This is a genomic window from Allofournierella massiliensis, from assembly GCF_004345265.1.
GTDB classification, from domain to species: Bacteria; Bacillota; Clostridia; order Oscillospirales; family Ruminococcaceae; genus Allofournierella; species Allofournierella massiliensis.
In genome coordinates this window covers 1-21042 of record NZ_SLUM01000027.1, presented here as the reverse complement: position 1 = coordinate 21042, position 21042 = coordinate 1, and the positions used below count along the sequence as shown (strand labels likewise).

The following is a 21042-nucleotide window of genomic DNA, read 5'->3' as shown; positions in this document are numbered from 1 at the left end:
GAGGATACGATGGCTCAGATCATTGGCTGGCTGGGCGGCGGAGGAATGATCGCCTTTGTTCTGCTTCTGGCGGTTCGCTGCCTGGCGCTGCTGGGCTGGTTGCCGGTTCGGCTGCCGGAATGGCGGATGTTCCACAGGGAGGATCCGCTGCCCCGCCCGGCCTGTTTTTCCCGGCGGGAGTACATTGCCGCCTTTTTTGCAATGCTGGCAGTGCAGTGGGCGGTGCTCTTTTTCGCCTGGCTCACCCTGAACCAGAGCGGAGGGGCAGAGGCTTTCCTTGCTCACTTCTGGCAGAGATTCACACAGGCAGGCGACAGCCCCCATTACCTGTTCATTGCCCAAAACGGTTATCTGCCCCAGGGGGAGGATGCCAAATGGATCGTCTTTTACCCGTTGTATCCCCTGTGCATCCGATTGGTGAGTCTGTTCACAGGAGGCGATTTTGCACTGGCAGGCCTTCTGGTCAGTCAGCTGTGCTGGGGTGGCTGCGGCGTTGTGGCACTGAGCCTTGCAGGGCGCTGGCTGCCCCGGGTGCAGGCTGTGTGGGCGGTGGCGTTTCTGGCAGTGTATCCCTTTTCCTTTTTCAGCATGGGCATCTATACCGAAAGCCTGTTTCTGCTGCTCTGCCTCTGCTGCATGCGAATGGCCCTGACCGGTCATTGGGGCTGGGCCGGGCTGCTGGGGGGGCTTGCAGCCCTTTGCCGTACCCAGGGAATGGTTCTGCTGCTGCCGGTGCTCTGGCTCTGGTTGCGGGCACGCCAGAGCGGCCGACAGGGGCTGAAAAGTTTCGGATTGCTGCTGATCCCGGCGGGCTGGGGCGGTTACCTGCTGTGCAACCGGCTGGTGTTCGGGGACTGGTTCGCCTTTCTGGAATTTCAGGCAGCGCCTCCCTGGTATCAGACCACCCGGTGGATCAGCGAGAATCTGACCCGGCACTGGAATCTGGCACTGCAGTATCCGGGGCTTGCGGGCTTTATTTACTGGCCGCAGATTCTGCTGTATTTCGCGGTGCTGGGGCTGCTGGCCTGGGGCCTGTTTGCCGGGGTGCGCACCGAGTGGCTCATCTGGGGCGGGGCCTATCTGGGCATGACCTATCTGGCGGGTTGGATGATCAGCGGCCCCCGGTATCTGTTTGCCTGCCTTCCGGCCTTTTTCCTCATGGCCCGTATTCGTGTGCTCTGGCTGCGGGTGGCACTGTGTGTGATAAGCGGAATGGCTCTGTGCGCCTACGCGGCGCTGTATCTGCAGGGGCAGGCCATTATGTAAAAAGAAAGCCGTATGTTCGAACCAACAACGAACATACGGCTTTTTGATGAATTGAAAACGCTTTACAGCTTGCCTGCATCCCGCAGGGCTTTGATCTTCAGCAGAGCAGCCACGGTTTTGCCGTCCCGGATCTCGCCGGAGAGCACCATTTCCACCGCCTTGTCGAAGGGAACCTTTTCCGGGGTGAGGAACTCGTCCTCGTCCAGATGCATGTCGCAGGGAGCAAGGCCGGTGGCAGCCCAGCAGTAGATGATCTCGCTGCAGTAGCCCACGGTGGGATACACCGGGCCCAGATCCACAAAGTGCTCGGCGGTCAGGCCGCATTCCTCGCCCAGCTCCCGCCTGGCGGCGGCAAAGGGGTCCTCCCCTTTTTCCAGCTTGCCGGCGGGCAGCTCCCACAGCTCCTGCCCGAAGGCGTAGCGGAACTGCCGGACCAGATAGACCTCGTTCTCATCGGTCAGAGCGGCGATGCAGGCGCCGCCGTGGTGATGCACCACCTCGCGGGTGGAGGTGCGGCCGTTTTCCAGCTCCACCTTGTCCACGGTCACGGTGAATACCCGGCCCTCAAACCGGGTCTCGCTGCTCAGGGGCTTTTCAAAATGTGCCACGATTCAACGCTCCTTTTCCTCGCTTTGTGCGTCGGGCTCTTCCAGCCGGGTGCAGCGCACCCGCTGGATGCGGCGGTCGCGTACCTCCAGGCAGGTGAAGCTCAGCCCGCCCCACTGGACGGTGGCCGGTTCACCGTTTTCCGGAATGCGGCCCAGCCGGTCGGCGATCAGGCCGCCCACCGTGTCGAATTCCTCCTCGTCGGTGCGCTCGGGGCACTCCATGCCGAAGGCCTCGAACACGTCCTCCAGATCCAGCGAACCTTCGGCCAGAAAACCACCCTCGCAGGGGGTCAGTTCGGCTTCTTCGGTGTCGTACTCGTCCTGGATGTCGCCCACGATCTCCTCCAGAATGTCCTCCATGGTCACAAGACCGGCGGTGCCGCCGTACTCGTCCACCACGATGGCGATCATGGTGTGCTGTTTTTTGAAGTCCATCATCAGCTCACCGGCGGGGCGGCTTTCCGGCACATACATGGCCTTGCGGGCAAATTCACTCACCTGACGCTCCAGCACGCCGGGATCGTCGAACAGCCGCAGCAGATCCTTCACATACAGAATGCCGGTCACATTGTCCAGGCTTTTGCGGTACACCGGCAGCCGGCTGTTTCCGGTGGAAAGGGCCAGCTCCACCGCCTCCCGGCAGGAGGCGTGCTCGTTCACCGCGTTCACCTCGGTGCGGTGGGTCATCACATCACCGGCGCTCACATCCGAAAGGTCGAAGATATTGGTGATCATGGTTTTCTGGGCGGTGTCGATCAGATCCTGTTCGTCCGCGTCGTCCACCAGCTCGAACAGGTCCTCTTCGGTTACCGTCTCGTCATTGCCCAGCCCGGCGGGAGCAAGCAGGCGGGAAAGCCATCCGGGCAGCCGCATCTCCTTTTTGGCGGCAGCCCAGCCGCCCAGCAGGCCGGCGGCCAGAAGCAGAAGCCCCACCACACAGCAGACTGCAAGGGCGGCAAGGCTGGAAAAGCCGGGAAAAATACCCGGGGTGTCCATCGTTCAAAACTCCTTTTTTCGGGGCGGCTCCGAAGGGGTCGCAGCCCGGTTTTTCTGGCCGGCACAAAGGTGTGCAGACCGGTTAATTACCATATTAAAGCAATCAAAACCCCTTGTCAACGCGCACCGGACGGCGCCGGATAAAGCTTTTGTAAAAAAATGGGTGCACCGCCCTGTGCAGGGGGCTGAAAATGCAAGGATAAAAACCGAATCTGACCGAAAAAGCTGCCCGAAAACAGTTTACTTTGCCATTTTGATTTGCTAGAATATAGTTAAGTAATAGCGCCCATTCCCCCGATCCCCGGGGCCAGGACGTTAAATACTGAATTGTTATGGAGGAAGAAAAATGCCTAGAGCAAAACAGTCTATGGATGGCAACACCGCTGCCGCTCACGTAGCGTATGCGTTCAGCGAAGTTGCTGCTATCTACCCCATCACCCCGTCTAGCCCCATGGCCGACTACGTGGACCAGTGGTCCGCTGCCGGCCGCAAGAACATCTTCGGTACCCAGGTTAAGGTAATGGAGATGCAGTCCGAGGCCGGCGCCGCCGGCGCTGTGCACGGCAGCCTGGCTGCCGGCGCCATGACCACCACCTTCACCGCTTCTCAGGGCCTGCTGCTGATGATCCCCAACATGTACAAGATCGCCGGCGAGCTGCTGCCCAGTGTGTTCCATGTGTCTGCCCGTTGTGTGGCCAGCCACGCTCTGAACATCTTTGGTGATCACAGCGACGTTTACGCCTGCCGTCAGACCGGTTTCGCCATGCTGGCCGAGACCAATCCTCAGGAAGTTATGGACCTGGCCGCTGTAGCCCATCTGGCTGCCATCGAGGGCCGCGTTCCCTTCATCAACTTCTTCGACGGTTTCCGTACTTCTCACGAGATCCAGAAGATCGAGAAGTGGGACTACGCCGATCTGGCTGAGATGGTTAACTGGGACGCCATCAACGAGTTCCGCGCTCACGCTCTGAACCCCGAGCATCCCTCCATGCGCGGTTCTCACGAGAACGGCGACATCTTCTTCCAGCATCGTGAGGCCTGCAACAAGTACTACGACGCTCTGCCCGCTGTGGTTGAGAAGTACATGACCAAGGTCAACGAGAAGCTGGGCACCGATTACCAGCTGTTCAACTACTACGGTGCTCCCGACGCTGAGCGCGTGATCGTAGCCATGGGCTCCATCTGCGACGTTGCCGAGGAAGTTATCGATTACCTGACCGCCAAGGGCGAGAAGGTTGGCCTGGTAAAGGTTCGCCTGTACCGTCCCTTCGTTGCCGAGAAGCTGCTGGCTGCCATCCCCGCTACCGCGAAGAAGATCGCTGTGCTGGATCGCACCAAGGAGCCCGGCAGCCTGGGCGAGCCCCTGTACCTGGATGTTGTTGCTGCTCTGCGTGAGGCCGGCAACACCGCTACCGTTGTGGGCGGCCGTTACGGTCTGGGTTCCAAGGATACTCCTCCTTCCAGCGTGTTCGCCGTATACGACGAGCTGGCTAAGGACGCTCCCAAGGCCCGCTTCACTCTGGGCATCGTGGACGACGTGACCAACCTGAGCCTGGAAGAGAAGCCCGCTCCCAACACCGCTGCAGAAGGCACCAAGGAGTGCAAGTTCTGGGGTCTGGGCGGCGACGGCACCGTTGGCGCTAACAAGAACAGCACCAAGATCATCGGTGACCACACCGACAAGTACATCCAGGCTTACTTCCAGTACGACTCCAAGAAGACCGGCGGCGTGACCATCAGCCACCTGCGCTTCGGCGACAAGCCCATCAAGAGCCCCTACTACATCAACAAGGCTGACTTCGTGGCCTGCCACAACCCCAGCTACGTTGTTAAGGGCTACAAGATGGTTCAGGACGTAAAGCCCGGCGGCGTGTTCATGATCAACTGCCAGTGGACCGATGAGGAGCTGGCTCACCACATGCCTGCTGAGTCCAAGCGCTACATCGCTCAGAACAACATCCAGCTGTACACCATCAACGCCATCGACAAGGCTGTTGAGATCGGTCTGGGCAAGCGCACCAACACCATCCTGCAGTCTGCTTTCTTCGCTCTGGCCGGTGTTCTGCCTCGCGAGGATGCCATCAAGTACATGAAGCAGGCCGCTGAGAAGACCTTCGCCAAGAAGGGCCAGGCCATCGTTGAGATGAACTGGAAGGCCATCGACGCCGGCTTCGACGCCTACCACAAGGTTGAGGTTCCCGCTGACTGGGCCAACGCTGTGGACGAGGCCAACGACGTTCAGCTGACCGGCAACGCCGACACCGTGAAGATGGTTAAGAACATCATGGAGCCCGTTGCCAAGATGGACGGCGACAGCCTGCCTGTTTCCGCCTTCGTGGATTACGTGGACGGCCAGTTCGCTCAGGGCGCTGCCGCTTACGAGAAGCGCGGTGTTGCCGTGATGGTTCCCGAGTGGAATCCCGACAACTGCATCCAGTGCAACCAGTGTGCTTACGTTTGCCCCCATGCCACCATCCGTCCCTTCGCTCTGACCGACGAGGAAGTTGCTAACGCTCCCGAGGCTCTGAAGAGCAAGAAGATGACCGGCAAGGGCTGCGAGAACTACAAGTTCGCCATGACCGTTTCTCCTCTGGACTGCATGGGCTGCGGCGTTTGTGTAAACGTCTGCCCCGCTCCCACCAAGGCTCTGACCATGGTGCCTCAGGAGAGCCAGGCCGCTCAGCAGGATGTGTTCAACTACTGTGTTGAGAACATCCGCAAGAAGGACGGCATGATGGCCGAGACCACCGTGAAGGGCAGCCAGTTCAACCAGCCCCTGCTGGAGTTCTCCGGCAGCTGCGCCGGCTGTGCCGAGACTGCTTACGGCCGCCTGATCACTCAGCTGTTCGGCGAGCGTATGTACATCTCCAACGCTACCGGTTGTTCCTCCATCTGGGGCGGCCCCGCTGCTACCTCTCCGTACACCACCAACAAGGAGTCCGGCTTCGGTCCCGCCTGGGCCAACAGCCTGTTCGAGGACAACGCCGAGCATGGTCTGGGCATGTACCTGGGCCAGAAGGTGATCCGCGAGTCTCTGGCTGCCAAGCTGCATGAGCTGGCTGAGGCTACCACCAACGCCGACAAGAAGGCTGCCATCGACGAGTACTTCGCCACCTACGAGGACGGCAAGGCCAACGCGGAAGCCACCAAGAAGCTGGTTGCTCTGCTGGAGGCTGAGCCCGACTGCCAGTACAGCCAGGCTATCCTGCCCAAGAAGAACTACCTCTCCAAGAAGAGCGTGTGGATCTTCGGTGGTGACGGCTGGGCTTACGACATCGGCTTCGGCGGTCTGGACCACGTTCTGGCTTCCGGTGAGGATGTCAACGTGATGGTATTCGACACCGAGGTTTACTCCAACACCGGCGGACAGGCTTCCAAGGCCAGCCAGATCGGTCAGGTTGCTCAGTTCGCAGCCGCCGGTAAGGCCATCGGCAAGAAGAGCCTGAGCGAGATCGCCATGAGCTACGGCTACGTTTACGTTGCTCAGATCGCTATGGGCGCCGACATGAACCAGACCATCAAGGCTCTGACCGAGGCCGAGAGCTACCATGGTCCTTCTCTGGTGATCGGCTACGCTCCCTGCGAGATGCACGGTGTTAAGGGCGGTATGACCAACTGCCAGGCCGAGATGAAGAAGGCTGTGGCTGCTGGCTACTGGAACATGTTCCGCTTCGATCCTCGCAAGAAGGCCGAAGGCAAGAACCCCTTCACTCTGGACTCCAAGCCCGCTACCGCGGATTACAAGGAGTTCATCTCCAACGAGACCCGTTACAGCCGTCTGAAGCTGGCCTTCCCCGAGCGTGCTGAAGAGCTGTTCGATCTGGCCGACAAGAAGGCTAAGGAGCGCTACGCTTACCTGCAGAAGCTGGTTAAGCTGTACTCCACCGAGGAGTAATTCTCCCCGCAAGGGTCACGGCATGATCTGCTGAACCCCGCGCCCCCGCACTGTGTGCACAGTGCGGGGGCGTTTTTTTGCCTGTTTCCCATCTTTTTACAAAAGAATTTTTGCCTTTTGGCCCGGCTTCGGCTATAATAAAGGTAGGAAAAGATAACGGCTTTTTGAGCAAAGCGTTTGAGCAAAGCGTGTTGTGAAAAAAGCCGTTTTTGTTTTATCCGGTGTTCAGAGCGGACCGAAACATCTCTCTGTACCGGTTTAAAGGAGGAACTCAGTGTGACGGAAAAACGCAAGGAATTCTTGATGGATGTGCTTTTTGAAACGGTGGGCAGTATTCTGTTCGGCGTGGGTGTGTATACCTTTGCGGCGAAGGGCGGGTTCGCTCCCGGCGGGCTTTCGGGTCTGGCGCTGATCATCAACTTTCTTACCGGGTTGCCCATTGGTACCATGACCCTGGTACTGAATATCCCCATCATCCTGTGTACCTTCCGGATTCTGGGCAGGCGTTTCTTTTTGAAAAGCCTGCGTACCATGATCATCAGTACCATCATCATCGACGGCATCCTGCCTCATTTTCCTGTTTATGACAGCAACCGGCTTCTGGCGGCGGTGTTCAGCGGCATTCTGATGGGCGCGGGCCTCGCCATCATCTATATGCGCAACTCCTCCACCGGCGGCGCCGACTTTTTGATTCACGCGGCCAAGCGGAAGGCTCCCCATTTCAGCTTCGGCCAGATCAGTATGATCATGGATGCGGTTATCATCTTTCTGGGCGTGCCCGCCTTCGGTGACATTGACTCGGCGCTGTACGGTATGATCTCGGTGTTTGCGCTTACCATTGTGATGGATAAGATCATGTACGGCGCCGGCAGCGGCAAGCTGGCCATGATCATCACCGATTATGGCCGGGAGGTGGCGAGAGAGATCGATCAGGCAGTGGAGCGCGGCGCCACGCTGGTGGATGTGACCGGCAGCTACTCCGGAGCCAAAAAGGATATGGTTCTGTGCGCCTGCTCCAATAACGAGGTGTTCAAGGTGCGCCAGGCGGCCCATCGGGTGGATCCCCGGGCCATGGTGATGATCTGTGAGGCAAACGAGGTCTTTGGTGAAGGTTTCCATGCCCTGGAGGAAAAGCACTGACCGGAAAGCGGCAGTGTTCCCGGTAAATCCGTGCTTTGCGGACTGCTTTTTTCGCGATTTTATGTGGAAAGAAGCAGTCCGCTTTTTTGTGCAAAAAAAATCGCCGCCATGCGCGAAAATGCGCGAAAAATCCATTCCATAAGACCGGAAACAGGATTTTCATCAAAGAATAAACATAGTTTTCCCCATGAGTTATACGAGGAGTTTTTCAATTGTATGTTGAAAAGTATGTTGAAAGTGTTTAAAACCCCGTGAAAAGCGGGAAGTTTTCAACAAATCGGGTGGAAAACGCCGTTAAGTTCAACGTTTCGTTGAATGGAGCGGTGAGGAATGTTGGGATCTCGGTGGAAAACGTTGAAAACTTTTCAACGCGCACCGAAACAACAAAAACAAATCATTCGCCGCAAAAGGCTTTTCAAATGGATTATTTTCTGGTAAAGTAAACGAAACTGAGCAAAAAGGAGCGTGCTGCGCGATGAACTGGCTTTATAAACTGGAGCGGCGGTTTGGCCGTTTCGGGATCCCGAATCTGATGTTATATGTGGCGGCCGGTCAGGCCATTGTCTGGCTGGTGGTCATGTTTGCATACTATCCGCTGTATTTCCTTCTGGATCTGAACCGGACCGGACTGTTTGCCGGGCAGGTGTGGCGGCTGGTAAGCTTTGTGTTCCTTCCCCCGCTGACCACCAGCCCCATCTATGTGGTACTGGAAATTTATCTGCTGTACTGGCTGGGTTCCGCACTGGAACGAACCTGGGGCAGCTTCAAATTCACCGTCTATTTTCTGCTGGGTATGATCGGCGCCTGGCTGGGCTGCCTGATCACCGGTTCGGCCGGAAATACGGCGCTGTATTATTCCCTCTTCTTCGCCTTTGCCTATCTTTATCCCGAAACTCAGCTGCTGCTGTTCTTTGTGCTGCCGGTCAAGGTGAAATGGCTGGGCTGGATCTCCGCGGTATTGTACCTGTTCCAGTGGATCACCGCGCCTCTTGGCCAGAAGCTGGCCATGCTGGCGGGCCTTCTGGGCTTCTGGGTGTTCTTCGGCAAGGGCGGCATCGGGCGGATTCGCCAGAAGATCACCGACTACCGCCGCCGCAAGGCCTGGCAGAACCAGTGGCGGCAATAAAAGCGGCAAAAACTGAGGCTGCTTTTGTGGTAATTTGAAAAACGTCGTGCTATAATTAGAAAAACAGGCCCATGTTTTATGCGCCGGGTGGAATCGCTGCCCAAACTGCGCGGGCCTGCCGAAAGGGGAACTGCTGTTATGAAAATGATCACTGCCATTGTAAATAAAGAGGACTCCAAGAACGTATGTAACGAGCTCATCAAGGCGGGCTTCTCCGTTACCCGTTTGTCCACCACCGGCGGATTTCTGATGGCTGGCAATATGACCCTGATGATCGGTACCGATGACGAAAAGGTGGACGAGTGCATCGGCCTGATCTCCAAGTGCTGCAAGCAGCGCACCGAGGTTGTGCCCAGCACCGCCAGCTATGGCATCGGCGTGGCCACTGCGTATCCGCTGCAGGTCACCGTGGGCGGCGCCACCGTCTTTGTGACCAACGTGGAGCGCTTCGAAAAGCTGTGATGCTGGATGCGTTTCGGGGCAATCAGGCCCTGAAAGAAAGTTTGCAGGCCGCCCTGCGCGCAGGGCGGCTTTCTCATAGTATTTTGCTGTGCGGCGAGGCGGGCTGCGGTGCGGGGTTTGCTGCCCGCTGCCTTGCTGCCGATTACCTCTACCCGGAGGGCGGTGCTCAGGCGGATGCCGTGCTGGAAGGCCGGGCCGCCGAGTGCATCGAGGTGCGGGGCGAAGGTGCTTCCGGCGAGATCCGCATCGATGCGGTGCGTCAGGTGCGCCGCAAGGTGTTCGAGACCGCGCTGTCTGCCAACGGGCGGGCGGTGATTTTTTACGGCGCGCAGAAGATGAACGCCTCCAGTGCCAATGCGCTGCTGAAGGTGCTGGAGGAACCCCCGGAGGGGGTGCTGTTTGTGCTCACCGCCACCAGTGCGGCGGCAGTGCTGCCCACCATCCGCAGCCGGTGCGCCATCTATCCCATCGCCCCGGTCACCCGGCAGGAATGTGTGAGCTGGCTGCAAGAGAACTGCCCGGACTGTAAGGACCCGGAGCTGCTGGCTGCCGTGTACGATGGCCACATCGGACGGGCCGCGGCTGCCGCCCGGGAGCCGCAGGCGGCCCAGAGCTTCGAGACTGCCTGCCAGCTGGCTCAGGCAGTGGCAAAGGGCGACCGTTACCGGCTGATGCAGCTCCTGGCCGGATACGAAAAGGACAAACCTGCCGCTGCCCGCTTGCTGGCAGATCTGGCCAGCGTAGCCGCCGCCGAGCTGGCGGGGGCCGGGCGCTTTGGCATGAGCGCCCACCAGGCAGCCCGCACTGCCAGTCAGTGCGGGGAAGCGCTTCAGAATATGAACCGCAACCTGAATCAGAAGCTGCTGCTCACCCTGCTGGCGGCGCGCATCGCCCGGTGAGCTCTTCCCTACCCTTTTGAACCTTTTGCCCAAACCAAAGCCGCAGGCAAAAGACGTGACACCATCCGCCCGGCGCGGCAGGGCAAAGTGAGAAACCAACTATGAAAAAAGTGATCTCCGTTCGTTTTAAAGCAGGCGGAAAGGCCTACTATTTTGACCCGGCGGATCTGGATGTAAAGACCGGCGACCATGTGATCGTGGAAACTGCCCGCGGCATTGAGTGTGGCGAGGTGGTGGCCGGCCCCAAGGATATTCCGGACAGCCAGGTGGTGCGGGAGCTGAAAACCGTCAAGCGCATGGCCGACGCGGTGGACATCCGCCGTATGGAGAAAAACCGGGCCGACGAAAAAACCGCCTTCGAGATCTGCACCCAGCGCATCGCCGCCCACAAGCTGGAGATGAAGCTGGTGGAAGCCGAGTACAATCTGGATCGCACCAAAATCGTATTTTATTTCACTGCGGACGGCCGCATTGATTTCCGGGATCTGGTCAAGGATCTGGCGGGCGTGTTCCACACCCGCATCGAGCTGCGCCAGATCGGCGTGCGTGACGAGAGCAAGATGCTGGGCGGTCTGGGCATCTGCGGCCAGCCTTTCTGCTGCAGCCGCTTTCTGAAGGATTTCCAGCCGGTGAGCATCAAGATGGCCAAGGAGCAGGGCCTGAGTCTGAATCCCACCAAGATCAGCGGCAGCTGCGGCCGGCTCATGTGCTGCCTGGCCTATGAGCAGAAGGCCTACGAATACCTGAACAGCATCACCCCCATGAACGGCAGCGTGGTACGCACCCCGGAATTTGAGGGTGTTGTGGTGGAGGCAAACCCGGTGAGCGGTATGCTGAAGGTGCGGCCGCTGAACGAGTCGCTGGCGCCCAAGTATTTCCGGCGCAGCGAATGCGTCTATCTGCGGGGCGGAAAACGGGCTCCCAAGGCGCCGGATCCGGAGCAGGACTGAGTCTGAAAATCCAGGGCAACCACTTGAACTTTTGTAAATTTATGCTACAATAAACCCAAGAAAGAGTTCGCTCTTTCAGGGCCGCGCTGCATTCTCTGCACGGATGGGGCGCACCGCGCCTGAGGAAAAAGTGCAGAGATAAAGGAGAGATGAAACATGGCTTACTCTATCAACGATTCTTGCGTTTCTTGCGGCACCTGTGCCGGCGAGTGCCCTGTCAGCGCTATCAGCGAGGGCGACGGCAAGTACGTGATCGACGCTGACAGCTGCATTTCCTGCGGCACCTGCGCCGGCGCTTGCCCTGTTGGTGCGATCGAAGAGGGCTAATCTGCTCTTTTTGCACTGGCAAAGAACAAAAAGTGGCGTGGCTTTTTGGCCCGCCGCTTTTTTGTTGTGGGCCATGTTTTTAAAAAGCAGGGGAAAACCGCCGGTTTCATGTGTCGAACCGGCGTACACTCCCCTTATTTTTGTTTCAGGGAGCGTTTTTCTATGGCACATTCCGCCGAAACTTTGTATAATGGGACCAAGGTGTTTATCAGCGAAAACCATCGCTTCGGAACGGACGCCATGCTGCTGTCCGGCTTTTGTCGGCCCCGGCGGGCGGAACGGGCGGTGGACCTTTGCAGCGGCTGCGGCATCGTGGCGCTGCGCTGGCACGATCTGGGCCACCGGGGGGAATGCCTGTCGGTGGAGCTGGATGCCGAGGGCACCGATCTGCTGGAGCAGGCGGTGGCGGAGCAGCCGGAATGCGGCCATATCCGCCCGCTGAACCGGGATCTGAACGAGCTGAAGGCGGATGGCGGCTATCATCTGGTGGCGGCCAATCCTCCCTATTTCACCGGGGGCTATGTGAGCCCGGAGGCCGCCCGCGCCACGGCCCGCCATGAGGGCGGTTGTACGCTGGAGCAGGTGGCAGCCGCGGCGGCACGCCTTTTGCGGGATGGCGGGCGCTTTGCCATGTGCAACCGGCCGGAGCATCTGGCCCGCACCTGCTGCATCCTCAGTGCCGCAGGGCTGGAGCCAAAGCGGCTGGTGTTTGCCAAGCAGACCCCGAAGGATGCCCCCTGGCTGTTCCTGCTGGAAGCACAGAAAAACCGAAAACCCGGCCTTCGTTTTGAGCCGGATATCTATATGGCGGACGAAACCGGCCGCCCCAGCCTGCAGCTGCAGGCCATCTACCGGCAGGGCATGTGATCACATCGCCGCCGGATGCAACCCAAGGAGGAGCCAGTTATGGCCGGAACACTGTATATTGTGGCAACGCCCATCGGAAATCTGAATGATATGACCCCTCGGGCGGCCGCTACCTTCGGCAGCGTGGATTTTGTTGCCGCCGAGGATACCCGCGTTACCCTGAAGCTGCTGAATCATCTGGGGCTGAAAAAGCCGCTGGTGAGCTATTATGAGCACAACAGCAAGGAAAAGGGCCAGTATATTCTGGATCGCATTGCCGCGGGCGAAAGCTGCGCCTTGTGCAGCGATGCGGGCATGCCTGCCATTTCGGACCCGGGCGAGGAGATCGTGCGGGACGCGCTGGCCCAGGGCATCCCGGTGGTGCCGGTCCCGGCGGCTTCCGCCTGTGTCACGGCGCTGGCGGTTTCCGGTCAGGATACCAGCCGCTTTGTGTTTGAGGGCTTTCTGCCGGTGGCGGCAAAGCCCCGCAAGCAGCGGCTGGAAAGCCTTGCGGGCGAGACGCGCACCATGATTTTTTACGAAGCGCCCCACAAGCTGCGGGGCACGCTGGAGGATCTGGAAAAGACCTTTGGCGGGCAGCGAAGCATTACCCTGACCCGGGAGCTGACCAAGCTGCATGAGGAGATCCGCAAGACTACGCTGGAGGAGGCCTGCGCCTACTATCAGGAGAATGCGCCCCGGGGTGAGTATGTGCTGGTGGTGGCAGGCGGTGAGGCCGAGACCACGCCGCAGGAGCAAATTACGCTGGAACAGGCCGCGCAGGCAGCGCGCAGACTGATGGAAGAAGGCATGCCCCCCAGCGCGGCGGCCAAAAAAGCAGCTCAGGGCACGGCCTTTTCCAAAAGCCAGGTCTATCGCCTGCTGATCAAGGAGGATGAGGAATGAAAGAGATTCTGATTTTATCCGACAGCCATGGCTGTTATCCGCTGGTACAGAAAGCGGTGGAGGCGCAGCCCCACGCCAGCGGAATCATTTTTCTGGGCGACGGGTTAAAGGATATTGAGCGCCTGCAGGCCGAGGGCTGTACGCTTCCGGTGTATGCGGTGCGGGGAAACTGTGATTTCTCTTCGCTTTACCCGGCGGAGGCACTGGAGGTATTTGAACACAACCTGATCTTCTTCTGCCATGGGCATCATTACGGGGTCAAGTATACGCTGGATGATTTTGCCCGGGCGGTGAAGGATCGGGGCGCGGCCATCGGTTTGTTCGGCCATACGCATCTGCCCACGCTGGAAGAGCGGGACGGCGTGACCCTGTTCAATCCGGGCAGCATTGGCGCACCCCGGTTTGGCGGGCCCAGCTACGGTCTGCTGCAGCTGTATGAAAACGGAGAAGTTAAACTTCAGCACAAGGAACTGATTATATGGTAACCGCTCCCCTCTTTGTTTCCCAGGCGGACAGCACCAACAGCTGGTGCCGCCGAAAGCTGGAGCAGCTGCCGGATGGCTTCGCGGTGTATACCACCTGTCAGACTGCCGGACGTGGCCGCCGCGGCCGGGCCTGGGCAAATGCGCCGGGCCAGGGGCTGTATTATACGGTGGTGTGCAAACGACCGATGGCAGACCCGGCGGCGCTTCCGCTTGCAGCCAGTCTGGCTGCAATGAATGCGCTGGAAGAACAGGTGGGAATACGCTGTCAGGTGAAATGGCCCAACGATCTGATCTGGCAGGGCAAAAAGCTGGGTGGCATTCTGTGCGAAGCGGCCCAAGGGGCGATTCTCTGTGGCATCGGGATCAACCTGATGCAGGATGAGGCGTATTTTGCCCAGAATGGCCTTGCTCACGGTGTTTCGGCGGTGCAGATTCCGGGATGCAGGATGAATGAGAACACCCCTGAGGCGCTGGCACAGGCGCTGAGCGAGGTGTTTGCCGATGGGATGGAACTGTTTTACCGACAGGGCTTTGCGGCGATCCGGCGGGAATATCTGGCCCGATGCGCCAATCTTGGCCGGCATGTGAATTTTGACGGCGGAGAAGGCCGGGCGGTGGATGTGGACGAAGCGGGCCGGCTGGTGGTAAAGACCGATGCGGGCGAGCAGGCGGTATTCACCGGCGAGGTGACCGTGCAGGGCATCTACGGCGCAGAATAAAGGAAAAAGACAGCCCATGGATGGGCAGCAGGAAAACGTGCTGCCCATCCATGGGCTGTTTTGTTTTTGGTATGAGGTTTGTATTTGTCGGCCTGAGGGGCGGAAAAGGCAGCTGGAGGTGTTCGCTGAGGAAAACCGGGTGCGAACCAGCAAACGTGTGCGATTCCGCTGCCGGTCGGGTAGGCAAAAAGGGCGCTGGCGGTACTTGCTGAGGAAAACCGGGTGTCAATCAGCAAACATGTGTAATTCCGCTGCCGGTCGGGTGGGCAAAAAGGGTGCTGGTGATACTTGCTGAGGAAAAGCGGGTGCGAATCAGCAAACGTGTGTAATTCCGCTGCCGGTCGGGTAGGCAAAAAGGGTGCAGGCGGTACTTGCTGAGGAAAACCGGGTGCGAATCAGCAACCGTGTGCGATTCCGCTGCCGGTCGGGTAGGCAAAAAAATTCCCCTCCGTGCTTGCGGACCACGGAGGGGTGTAAGGGGTATCGCTTTGGTGTGAGGAGGAATCATGTACAGAACATCGGTTGCGGCTCCGCTGTTCTGTGATTCTTAGTATACCCACAAGTTGCGGAAGAAGTTTTAAAGCACTATGAACATTTTGTAAATTGCGGTACAGCCAAAATTTGGGCAGAAAAAGAAAAGCCGGCACGCAACTGCGCACCGGCTGAAGGAGCTGCTGAACTTACTTTACGCTGAGCGCGGCGGCCACCGGCTCCACCTCGACCTTTTTGTCCTCTTCAAAATGAACGGACTTTAAATAGGTGGAGAACTGCTCGATGGTGTAATGCCCGCAGGACCGGGGCAGCGCCAGCTGGGTCTTTTTGCCGGTGAATACAACCACGGTCTCCACCGGAACATTCTTGATCTTTGCCTCAAACAGCGCCTGGCGCACAGCGCGGGCGCTCTGTTCGGCACGCTTCAGGGGGTTGGTAAATACCCGGCGCTGGCCGTTCATTTCCTGTACCCACTCGGAATCGGAAGCCTGACCGTAAATGGTTCCGCCGTATCCCAGGCATTTCACACCCAGAACACCGAACCAACCTACCAGCAATGCGTCCAGATCTGCGCTGATCTTGTCGTTGCCGATCTGTACCGGCTCCACCACACGGAATTCATTGGTGGCTGCATACCGACGCAGCTGCCGCAGCACCGCCTCGGCGTTTTCGTGCTCATCGTCCGGAATGGGGCCGGCCTTGGCCGCTTTTTCGGTTTTGCGCGCGGGGCTCAGCAGATATACGGCAACGCCGAAAATCACCACTACCACCAACACCGCGGCGATCTGAATGATCAGTTCAGGGGTCATGATCGAAACACTCCTTTTTCATGGCACGGTTCGCCGCGCCTAATGTTTCTATTGTAGCAAAGCCGCGCCCCAATTGCAACGGCCCCTGTCCCCGGCGGATGTCTGCGCAATAACCGGAAAAACAAAAGAACCTGCAAGCTTTTCAGCCTGCAGGTTCTGATGGTGCGCTGGAAGGGATTCGAACCCCTGACCTTCTGATTCGTAGTCAGACACTCTATCCAACTGAGCTACCAGCGCATCTCGTTTGCAACCGTCTTGTGCGGTGCAAGAAATATATTATCAGATTCCTTTTCGATTGTCAACGCTTTTTTTGAAATTTTTTAAATTTTTTTGCGGGGTCTCAATTTGGGCCCTTTTGCTCTGCCCTTTCCTCTCTGTTTTCGGATCAACGGCCTCCTTATATCAGATCAAGAAAGCGGCCCCGGCCAAAACTGCTTCGGAAGTTTTTATGGAAGCGGGAGGGCTGAGAAAGAAAGGAATGTGGGTTTTCATCCTTTTTTCACATTTTTGCCCGTTCCGCGCGGCAGGAACTGTCGTCAGCAAGCAAACACCTCGCTTTTTGTGCAGAATGAAAAAATATGTACTTCAAATGAATACAAATTCTGCTCTTATGCTACTATAATAAAGACAAAAAGATATGTAGTGGCTGGGAAAATGGCCTTGGAATGGGAAAAGAAGGCCTGATTTTCAAAGAAATACAGCGAAAATTTGAAAAAGAGCGTTGACAAATTTAGTAGAATAAAGTAGTATATATTTTGTATCTGTGTACGCGCAGTCCCCGAGATCATCGAACAAACAACACGGCGTTCTCAGCAAACGCACAGCCAAAAGGCTGTGTGCCGGGGGCGCTTGTTTTTGAGAGACGGTCAGTTCTGCGCGTATTTTGATTCGAGCGTTTACCCGCAGCGCGCGGGCAAAGGTTAAAGATGATAAGGAGTGAAAGAGATGGTAAAATACGCCATCAAGCGCATCGCCATGGGTCTTCTGAGCCTGTTCATCGTGGCGACCCTCACCTTTTTCCTCATGCAGGCCGTTCCCGGCGGTCCCTTCATGTCGGAAAAAGCCATCAGCGCCCAGGCTATGGCCGCGCTGGAAGCAAAATACGGCCTTGACCAACCGGTCATGGTGCAGTACAAGAATTACCTGGTCAACGCCCTGCATGGCGACTTCGGTCCCAGCCTGAAGCAGCGCGGCCGTGACGTGAGCGACATCATCGCCACCAAGTTCCCGGTCTCTGCCCGTCTGGGCGGCGCCGCTGTGGTGGTTGCTCTGGTTGTCGGCATCCCCATGGGCTGTCTGGCTGCCTATCACCGCGGCAAGTGGGCCGACAACCTGATCATTTTCTTTGCCACCTGCGGCATCGCGGTACCCAGCTTTGTTACCAGCTCGGTGCTGATCTATACATTCGGTTCAAAACTTAAGCTATTGCCAACCATCGGCCTGGACTCGCCGGCTTCTTACATCATGCCGGTGACCGCTCTGGCCTTCTATCCCACCGCCTACATCGCCCGCCTGATGCGTTCCAGCCTGCTGGACGTTATGGGCCAGGATTACATGCGTACCGCACGCGCCAAGGGTGTTTCCGGCTTCAAGACCCTGTTCAAGCACGCTCTGCGTAACGCCATCCTGCCCGTTGTCACCTACGTGGGCCCCATGCTGGCCGGCCTGCTGGTTGGTTCCTTTGTTGTGGAAAAGATCTTCACCATCCCCGGTCTGGGCCGTGAGTTCGTTTCCGCCATCACCAACCGCGACTATATGATGATCATGGGCACCACCATCTTCCTGGCGGCTCTGGTCATCGCCATCAACGTGGTCGTCGATATCCTGTACAAGATCATCGACCCGCGCATCAAGCTGAAGTAAGGAGGATACAGAAAAATGGATATGAAAAAGAATCCTTTGAGCTTTCAGCTGGACCTGAAGCCGGAAGATTTTCTGCCCGCCTCCAAGGATGAGCAGGAAAGCCTGGTGGTCATGCGCGAAAGCGTGAGCTTCTGGAAGGACGGCCTGCGCCGTTTCCGCAAAAACAAGATCGCCATGGTAAGCCTGGTGGTCATCCTTATCATCATGTTCTTCGCCTTTATCGTGCCCATGTTCTACCCCTACAGCTACGAACAGCAGGTGCGCGGCAGCGAGAACCTGGCTCCCATGGAGTATTCTGCCCAGGAGCTGGAGCGCATCGCCGCCGGTGAGAGCGTGTTCCCCCACATTGCAGGCACCGACAAGCTGGGCCGTGACTACGCCATCCGTCTGATGATTGGCGCCCGGATCAGCCTGCTGGTTGGTATCGTGGCCAGTGCCATGATCCTGGTTATCGGCTCCATCTATGGTTCCATCTCCGCCTTCTTCGGCGGCTGGGTGGATATGATCATGATGCGCATCACCGATATCATCTACACCATCCCCGATATTCTGCTGATTATTCTGCTGGGCTTCGCCCTGAAAGCGCCTCTGGAGAGTCTGGCTGCGATGCCCGGCTTCGGCTGGCTGCAGACCCTGGGCCCCAACCTGGTCAGCATCTTCATCGTGTTTGCGCTGCTGTACTGGGTCAGCATGGCTCGTATCGTGCGCAGCCAGATCCTGACCCTGAAGGAAGCGGAGTACGTCACCGCTGCCCGGGCTCTGGGCGCCTCCAACGGCCGCATCATCAAAAAGCACCTGCTCACCAACTGCATCGGTACCCTGATCGTTACCACCACCCTGCAGATCCCCTCGTCCATCTTCACCGAGAGCTTCATGAGCTTTTTGGGCATGGGCGTTGCGGTTCCCCTGCCCAGCCTGGGCAGCCTGGCCACCGATGCGCTGAAGGGTATGAACACCTATCCTCATCTGCTGTTCCTGCCTGCTGCCATCATCAGCATCATCATCCTGAGCTTCAACCTGCTGGGCGACGGCCTGCGTGACGCCTTCGACCCGAAGCTGAAAAACTAACGAAAGGAGAAGCGAACCATGAGTGATCTTTTGCTTGATATCAAAAACGAACGCCTCTCCTTCTTCACCCCCGCGGGTGAGGTAAAGGCACTGAACAACGTGTCTTTCTCCATGAAGCAGGGCGAGGTTCTGGGCATCGTGGGCGAGTCCGGTTCCGGTAAGTCCGTTACTGCCTACTCCCTGATGGGTCTGACCGCTTATCCCGGCAAGCTGATCGGCGGTGAGCTGCGCTTCAACGGCCACGAAGTGGAAAAGATGACCGAGAAGGATTTCCGCAAAATGCGCGGTGAAGAGATCTCCATCATCTTCCAGGACCCCATGACCAGCCTGAACCCGGTGTACACCATCGGCAATCAGATTGTGGAAATGGTGCGCCTGCACACCAACAAAAACAAGAAGGAAGCCTATGCCCGCGCCAAGGAGCTGCTGGAGCTGGTGGGTATCAACGAGCCCGAACGCCGCCTGAAGCAGTATCCGCACGAGCTGTCCGGCGGTATGCGTCAGCGCGTGATGATCGCCATCGCTCTGGCCTGTGAGCCCAAGCTGCTGATCGCCGACGAGCCCACCACCGCGCTGGACGTGACCATCCAGGCCCAGATTCTGGAACTGATGATGGAGCTGCGCAAAAAGCTGGGCATGAGCATCATCATGATCACCCACGACCTGGGCGTCGTGGCCAGCATGTGCGAGAAGATCGCCGTTATGTACGCCGGTAAGATCGTGGAATACGGTACCACCGACGAGATCTTTTACAATCCCAAGCACGAGTACACCAAGGGCCTGATCAACTCCATTCCCAAGCTGAACCAGAAGGAGAAGGAGCGTCTGGTGCCCATCGAAGGCAGCCCTGTGGACCTGCTGAATCCTCCGGCCGGCTGCCCCTTCGCGCCCCGCTGCAAGAGCTGCATGAAGATCTGCCTGCGTCAGATGCCTCCGCGCACCGACCTGAGCGATACCCATTACACGCAGTGCTGGCTGCTGCAGAAGGCCGAGTTTGAAGCCAAAGGAGGGAAAGCCGAATGAGCGAGCAGAAAAAACTGGTTGAGGTTCAGCACCTCCAGCAGTACTTCAATGCCGGCGGCTTCGGTAAAAAGCGCCGTTACGTCCAGGCTGTGGACGATGTGAGCTTCTTCATCAACAAGGGCGAGACCCTGGGTCTGGTAGGTGAGTCCGGCTGCGGCAAGACCACCACCGGCCGTACCCTGCTGCGCCTGTATGAGCCCACCGATGGCCGTATCATCTATGACGGCAACGTGATCTACGATTCCGGCAAGCTGCCCGATTCTGAAAAGAAGATCGCGGTGGACATGCTGCCCTATCGCCGCAAGATGCAGATCGTGTTCCAGGATCCCTATGCTTCTCTGGATCCCCGTATGACCATCGGCGATATCGTGGGCGAAGCCATTGACATCCACAAGCTGGCTGCCAACGACAAGGATCGCCACGACCGCATCATCAGCATGCTGCAGCGCGTTGGCCTGAACTCTGAGCATGCCAACCGCTACCCGCACGAGTTCTCCGGCGGTCAGCGTCAGCGCGTGGGTATCGCCCGCGCTCTGGCGGTGAACCCTGAGTTCATCGTGTGTGACGAGCCTGTTTCTGCGCTGGACGTGTCCATCCAGGCTCAGGTTGTCAACATGTTCGAGGATCTGCAGAGCGAGATGGGTCTGACCTATCTGTTCATTGCCCACGATCTGAGCATCGTGAAGCACATTTCCAACCGCATCGGTGTTATGTATCTGGGCAAGCTGGTGGAGCTGGCCGACAGCTACGAGCTCACCTTCCACAGCGTGCATCCCTATACCCGCAGCCTGATTTCTGCCATTCCCATTGCGGACCCCAAGGCCGCACGGGAATCCAAGCGTATCGTGCTGGAGGGCGATGTGCCCAGCCCGCTGAATCCCCCTTCCGGCTGCCGTTTCCGCACCCGCTGCCCCTATGCGGATGAGCAGTGCGCCTGCGAGGTGCCCGAGTTCAAGGAGGTTTCCTCCGGCCACTGGGCTGCCTGCCACCACCTGGATCGGGTGAAATAAGTGCATTTCAAGGGGCTGTTGCAAAACGGAAGTTGAGCAACAGCCCCCACTTTTTGTGAAAAGCAGGATCGGAAGAGACTTTTTCAAGAATTTTAGGAGAAATAGTCTCCAAATCATCTTAAGTAGGCGCAGCAAAGCTGAGCTTTCCGCAA

19 protein-coding genes and 1 tRNA gene are annotated in these 21042 nt (G+C 58.1%); 16 read left to right on the top strand and 4 right to left on the bottom strand.

The features are described from left to right. The first annotated feature begins 9 nt into the window (after positions 1-9). Positions 10-1266 carry a hypothetical protein gene (locus EDD77_RS14240; protein ID WP_058963421.1) on the top strand — a complete coding sequence of 419 codons (1257 nt, stop codon included), beginning with the start codon at positions 10-12 and terminating at the stop codon, positions 1264-1266. A 62-nt stretch (positions 1267-1328) separates the two neighbouring features. On the opposite strand, the gene EDD77_RS14235 is transcribed toward EDD77_RS14240, so the two are convergent. After that, positions 1329-1874: an NUDIX hydrolase gene (locus tag EDD77_RS14235; RefSeq protein WP_058963420.1), complete on the bottom strand. Its 546-nt coding sequence runs from the start codon at positions 1872-1874 to the stop codon at positions 1329-1331. A 3-nt stretch (positions 1875-1877) separates the two neighbouring features. Then, positions 1878-2870 carry a hemolysin family protein gene (locus tag EDD77_RS14230; protein WP_058963419.1) on the bottom strand — a complete coding sequence of 331 codons (993 nt, stop codon included), beginning with the start codon at positions 2868-2870 and terminating at the stop codon, positions 1878-1880. Between the two features lie 346 nt (positions 2871-3216). On the opposite strand from EDD77_RS14230, the gene nifJ reads away from it, so the two are divergent. The 11 genes from nifJ to EDD77_RS14175 all read left to right on the top strand — a co-directional run bounded on the left by nifJ (position 3217) and on the right by EDD77_RS14175 (position 14625). Continuing rightward, positions 3217-6765 carry a pyruvate:ferredoxin (flavodoxin) oxidoreductase gene (nifJ, locus tag EDD77_RS14225; RefSeq protein ID WP_058963418.1) on the top strand — a complete coding sequence of 1183 codons (3549 nt, stop codon included), beginning with the start codon at positions 3217-3219 and terminating at the stop codon, positions 6763-6765. A 276-nt stretch (positions 6766-7041) separates the two neighbouring features. Beyond that, the gene (locus EDD77_RS14220) at positions 7042-7905 is read left to right on the top strand and encodes a YitT family protein (protein ID WP_242868315.1); all 864 of its coding nucleotides are present in this window, start codon (positions 7042-7044) and stop codon (positions 7903-7905) included. A gap of 475 nt (positions 7906-8380) precedes the next feature. After that, entirely contained in the window at positions 8381-9031 is a 651-nt protein-coding gene (locus EDD77_RS14215; protein WP_058963417.1) for a rhomboid family intramembrane serine protease, read from the top strand. 138 nt (positions 9032-9169) lie between these two features. After that, positions 9170-9493 carry a cyclic-di-AMP receptor gene (locus tag EDD77_RS14210; RefSeq protein WP_058963416.1) on the top strand — a complete coding sequence of 108 codons (324 nt, stop codon included), beginning with the start codon at positions 9170-9172 and terminating at the stop codon, positions 9491-9493. Next, a complete protein-coding gene (locus EDD77_RS14205) occupies positions 9493-10392 on the top strand; it encodes an ATP-binding protein (protein WP_058963415.1) in 900 nt (299 codons plus the stop codon). The genes EDD77_RS14210 and EDD77_RS14205 overlap by 1 nt, the downstream gene beginning before the upstream one ends. Positions 10393-10493: 101 nt before the next feature. Next, positions 10494-11342 carry a PSP1 domain-containing protein gene (locus EDD77_RS14200; RefSeq protein ID WP_058963414.1) on the top strand — a complete coding sequence of 283 codons (849 nt, stop codon included), beginning with the start codon at positions 10494-10496 and terminating at the stop codon, positions 11340-11342. 156 nt (positions 11343-11498) lie between these two features. Beyond that, a complete protein-coding gene (locus EDD77_RS14195; RefSeq protein ID WP_058963413.1) occupies positions 11499-11669 on the top strand; it encodes a DUF362 domain-containing protein in 171 nt (56 codons plus the stop codon). A 162-nt stretch (positions 11670-11831) separates the two neighbouring features. Beyond that, positions 11832-12536 (top strand): tRNA1(Val) (adenine(37)-N6)-methyltransferase, encoded by a 705-nt coding sequence (locus EDD77_RS14190; RefSeq protein ID WP_058963412.1) that lies wholly within the window; start codon positions 11832-11834, stop codon positions 12534-12536. Between the two features lie 39 nt (positions 12537-12575). Then, positions 12576-13421 (top strand): 16S rRNA (cytidine(1402)-2'-O)-methyltransferase, encoded by an 846-nt coding sequence (rsmI, locus tag EDD77_RS14185; protein ID WP_058963411.1) that lies wholly within the window; start codon positions 12576-12578, stop codon positions 13419-13421. After that, complete coding sequence (locus tag EDD77_RS14180) at positions 13418-13906, top strand: metallophosphoesterase family protein (RefSeq protein ID WP_058963410.1); 489 nt, start codon at positions 13418-13420, stop codon at positions 13904-13906. Before rsmI ends, EDD77_RS14180 begins: the two co-directional genes overlap by 4 nt. Next, positions 13900-14625: a biotin--[acetyl-CoA-carboxylase] ligase gene (locus tag EDD77_RS14175; protein WP_058963409.1), complete on the top strand. Its 726-nt coding sequence runs from the start codon at positions 13900-13902 to the stop codon at positions 14623-14625. The genes EDD77_RS14180 and EDD77_RS14175 overlap by 7 nt, the downstream gene beginning before the upstream one ends. Positions 14626-15305: 680 nt before the next feature. Here EDD77_RS14175 and EDD77_RS14170 read toward each other — a convergent pair. Together EDD77_RS14170 and EDD77_RS14165 are read right to left on the bottom strand one after the other, a co-directional pair. Further along, the gene (locus tag EDD77_RS14170; RefSeq protein WP_058963408.1) at positions 15306-15926 is read right to left on the bottom strand and encodes a nuclease-related domain-containing protein; all 621 of its coding nucleotides are present in this window, start codon (positions 15924-15926) and stop codon (positions 15306-15308) included. Positions 15927-16086: 160 nt separating this feature from the next. After that, positions 16087-16163: transfer RNA gene (locus EDD77_RS14165), tRNA-Arg, on the bottom strand. A 708-nt stretch (positions 16164-16871) separates the two neighbouring features. Between EDD77_RS14165 and EDD77_RS14160 the strand changes: the two genes are divergently transcribed. The 4 genes from EDD77_RS14160 to EDD77_RS14145 are packed head-to-tail and all read left to right on the top strand — an operon-like array spanning position 16872 to position 20890. After that, positions 16872-17789 carry an ABC transporter permease gene (locus tag EDD77_RS14160; RefSeq protein WP_058963407.1) on the top strand — a complete coding sequence of 306 codons (918 nt, stop codon included), beginning with the start codon at positions 16872-16874 and terminating at the stop codon, positions 17787-17789. Between the two features lie 15 nt (positions 17790-17804). Continuing rightward, positions 17805-18857 (top strand): ABC transporter permease, encoded by a 1053-nt coding sequence (locus EDD77_RS14155; protein ID WP_443983735.1) that lies wholly within the window; start codon positions 17805-17807, stop codon positions 18855-18857. A gap of 18 nt (positions 18858-18875) precedes the next feature. Then, positions 18876-19880 (top strand): ABC transporter ATP-binding protein, encoded by a 1005-nt coding sequence (locus EDD77_RS14150; RefSeq protein WP_058963406.1) that lies wholly within the window; start codon positions 18876-18878, stop codon positions 19878-19880. After that, entirely contained in the window at positions 19877-20890 is a 1014-nt protein-coding gene (locus tag EDD77_RS14145) for an ABC transporter ATP-binding protein (protein ID WP_058963405.1), read from the top strand. The genes EDD77_RS14150 and EDD77_RS14145 overlap by 4 nt, the downstream gene beginning before the upstream one ends. The last annotated feature ends 152 nt before the right edge of the window (positions 20891-21042 follow it).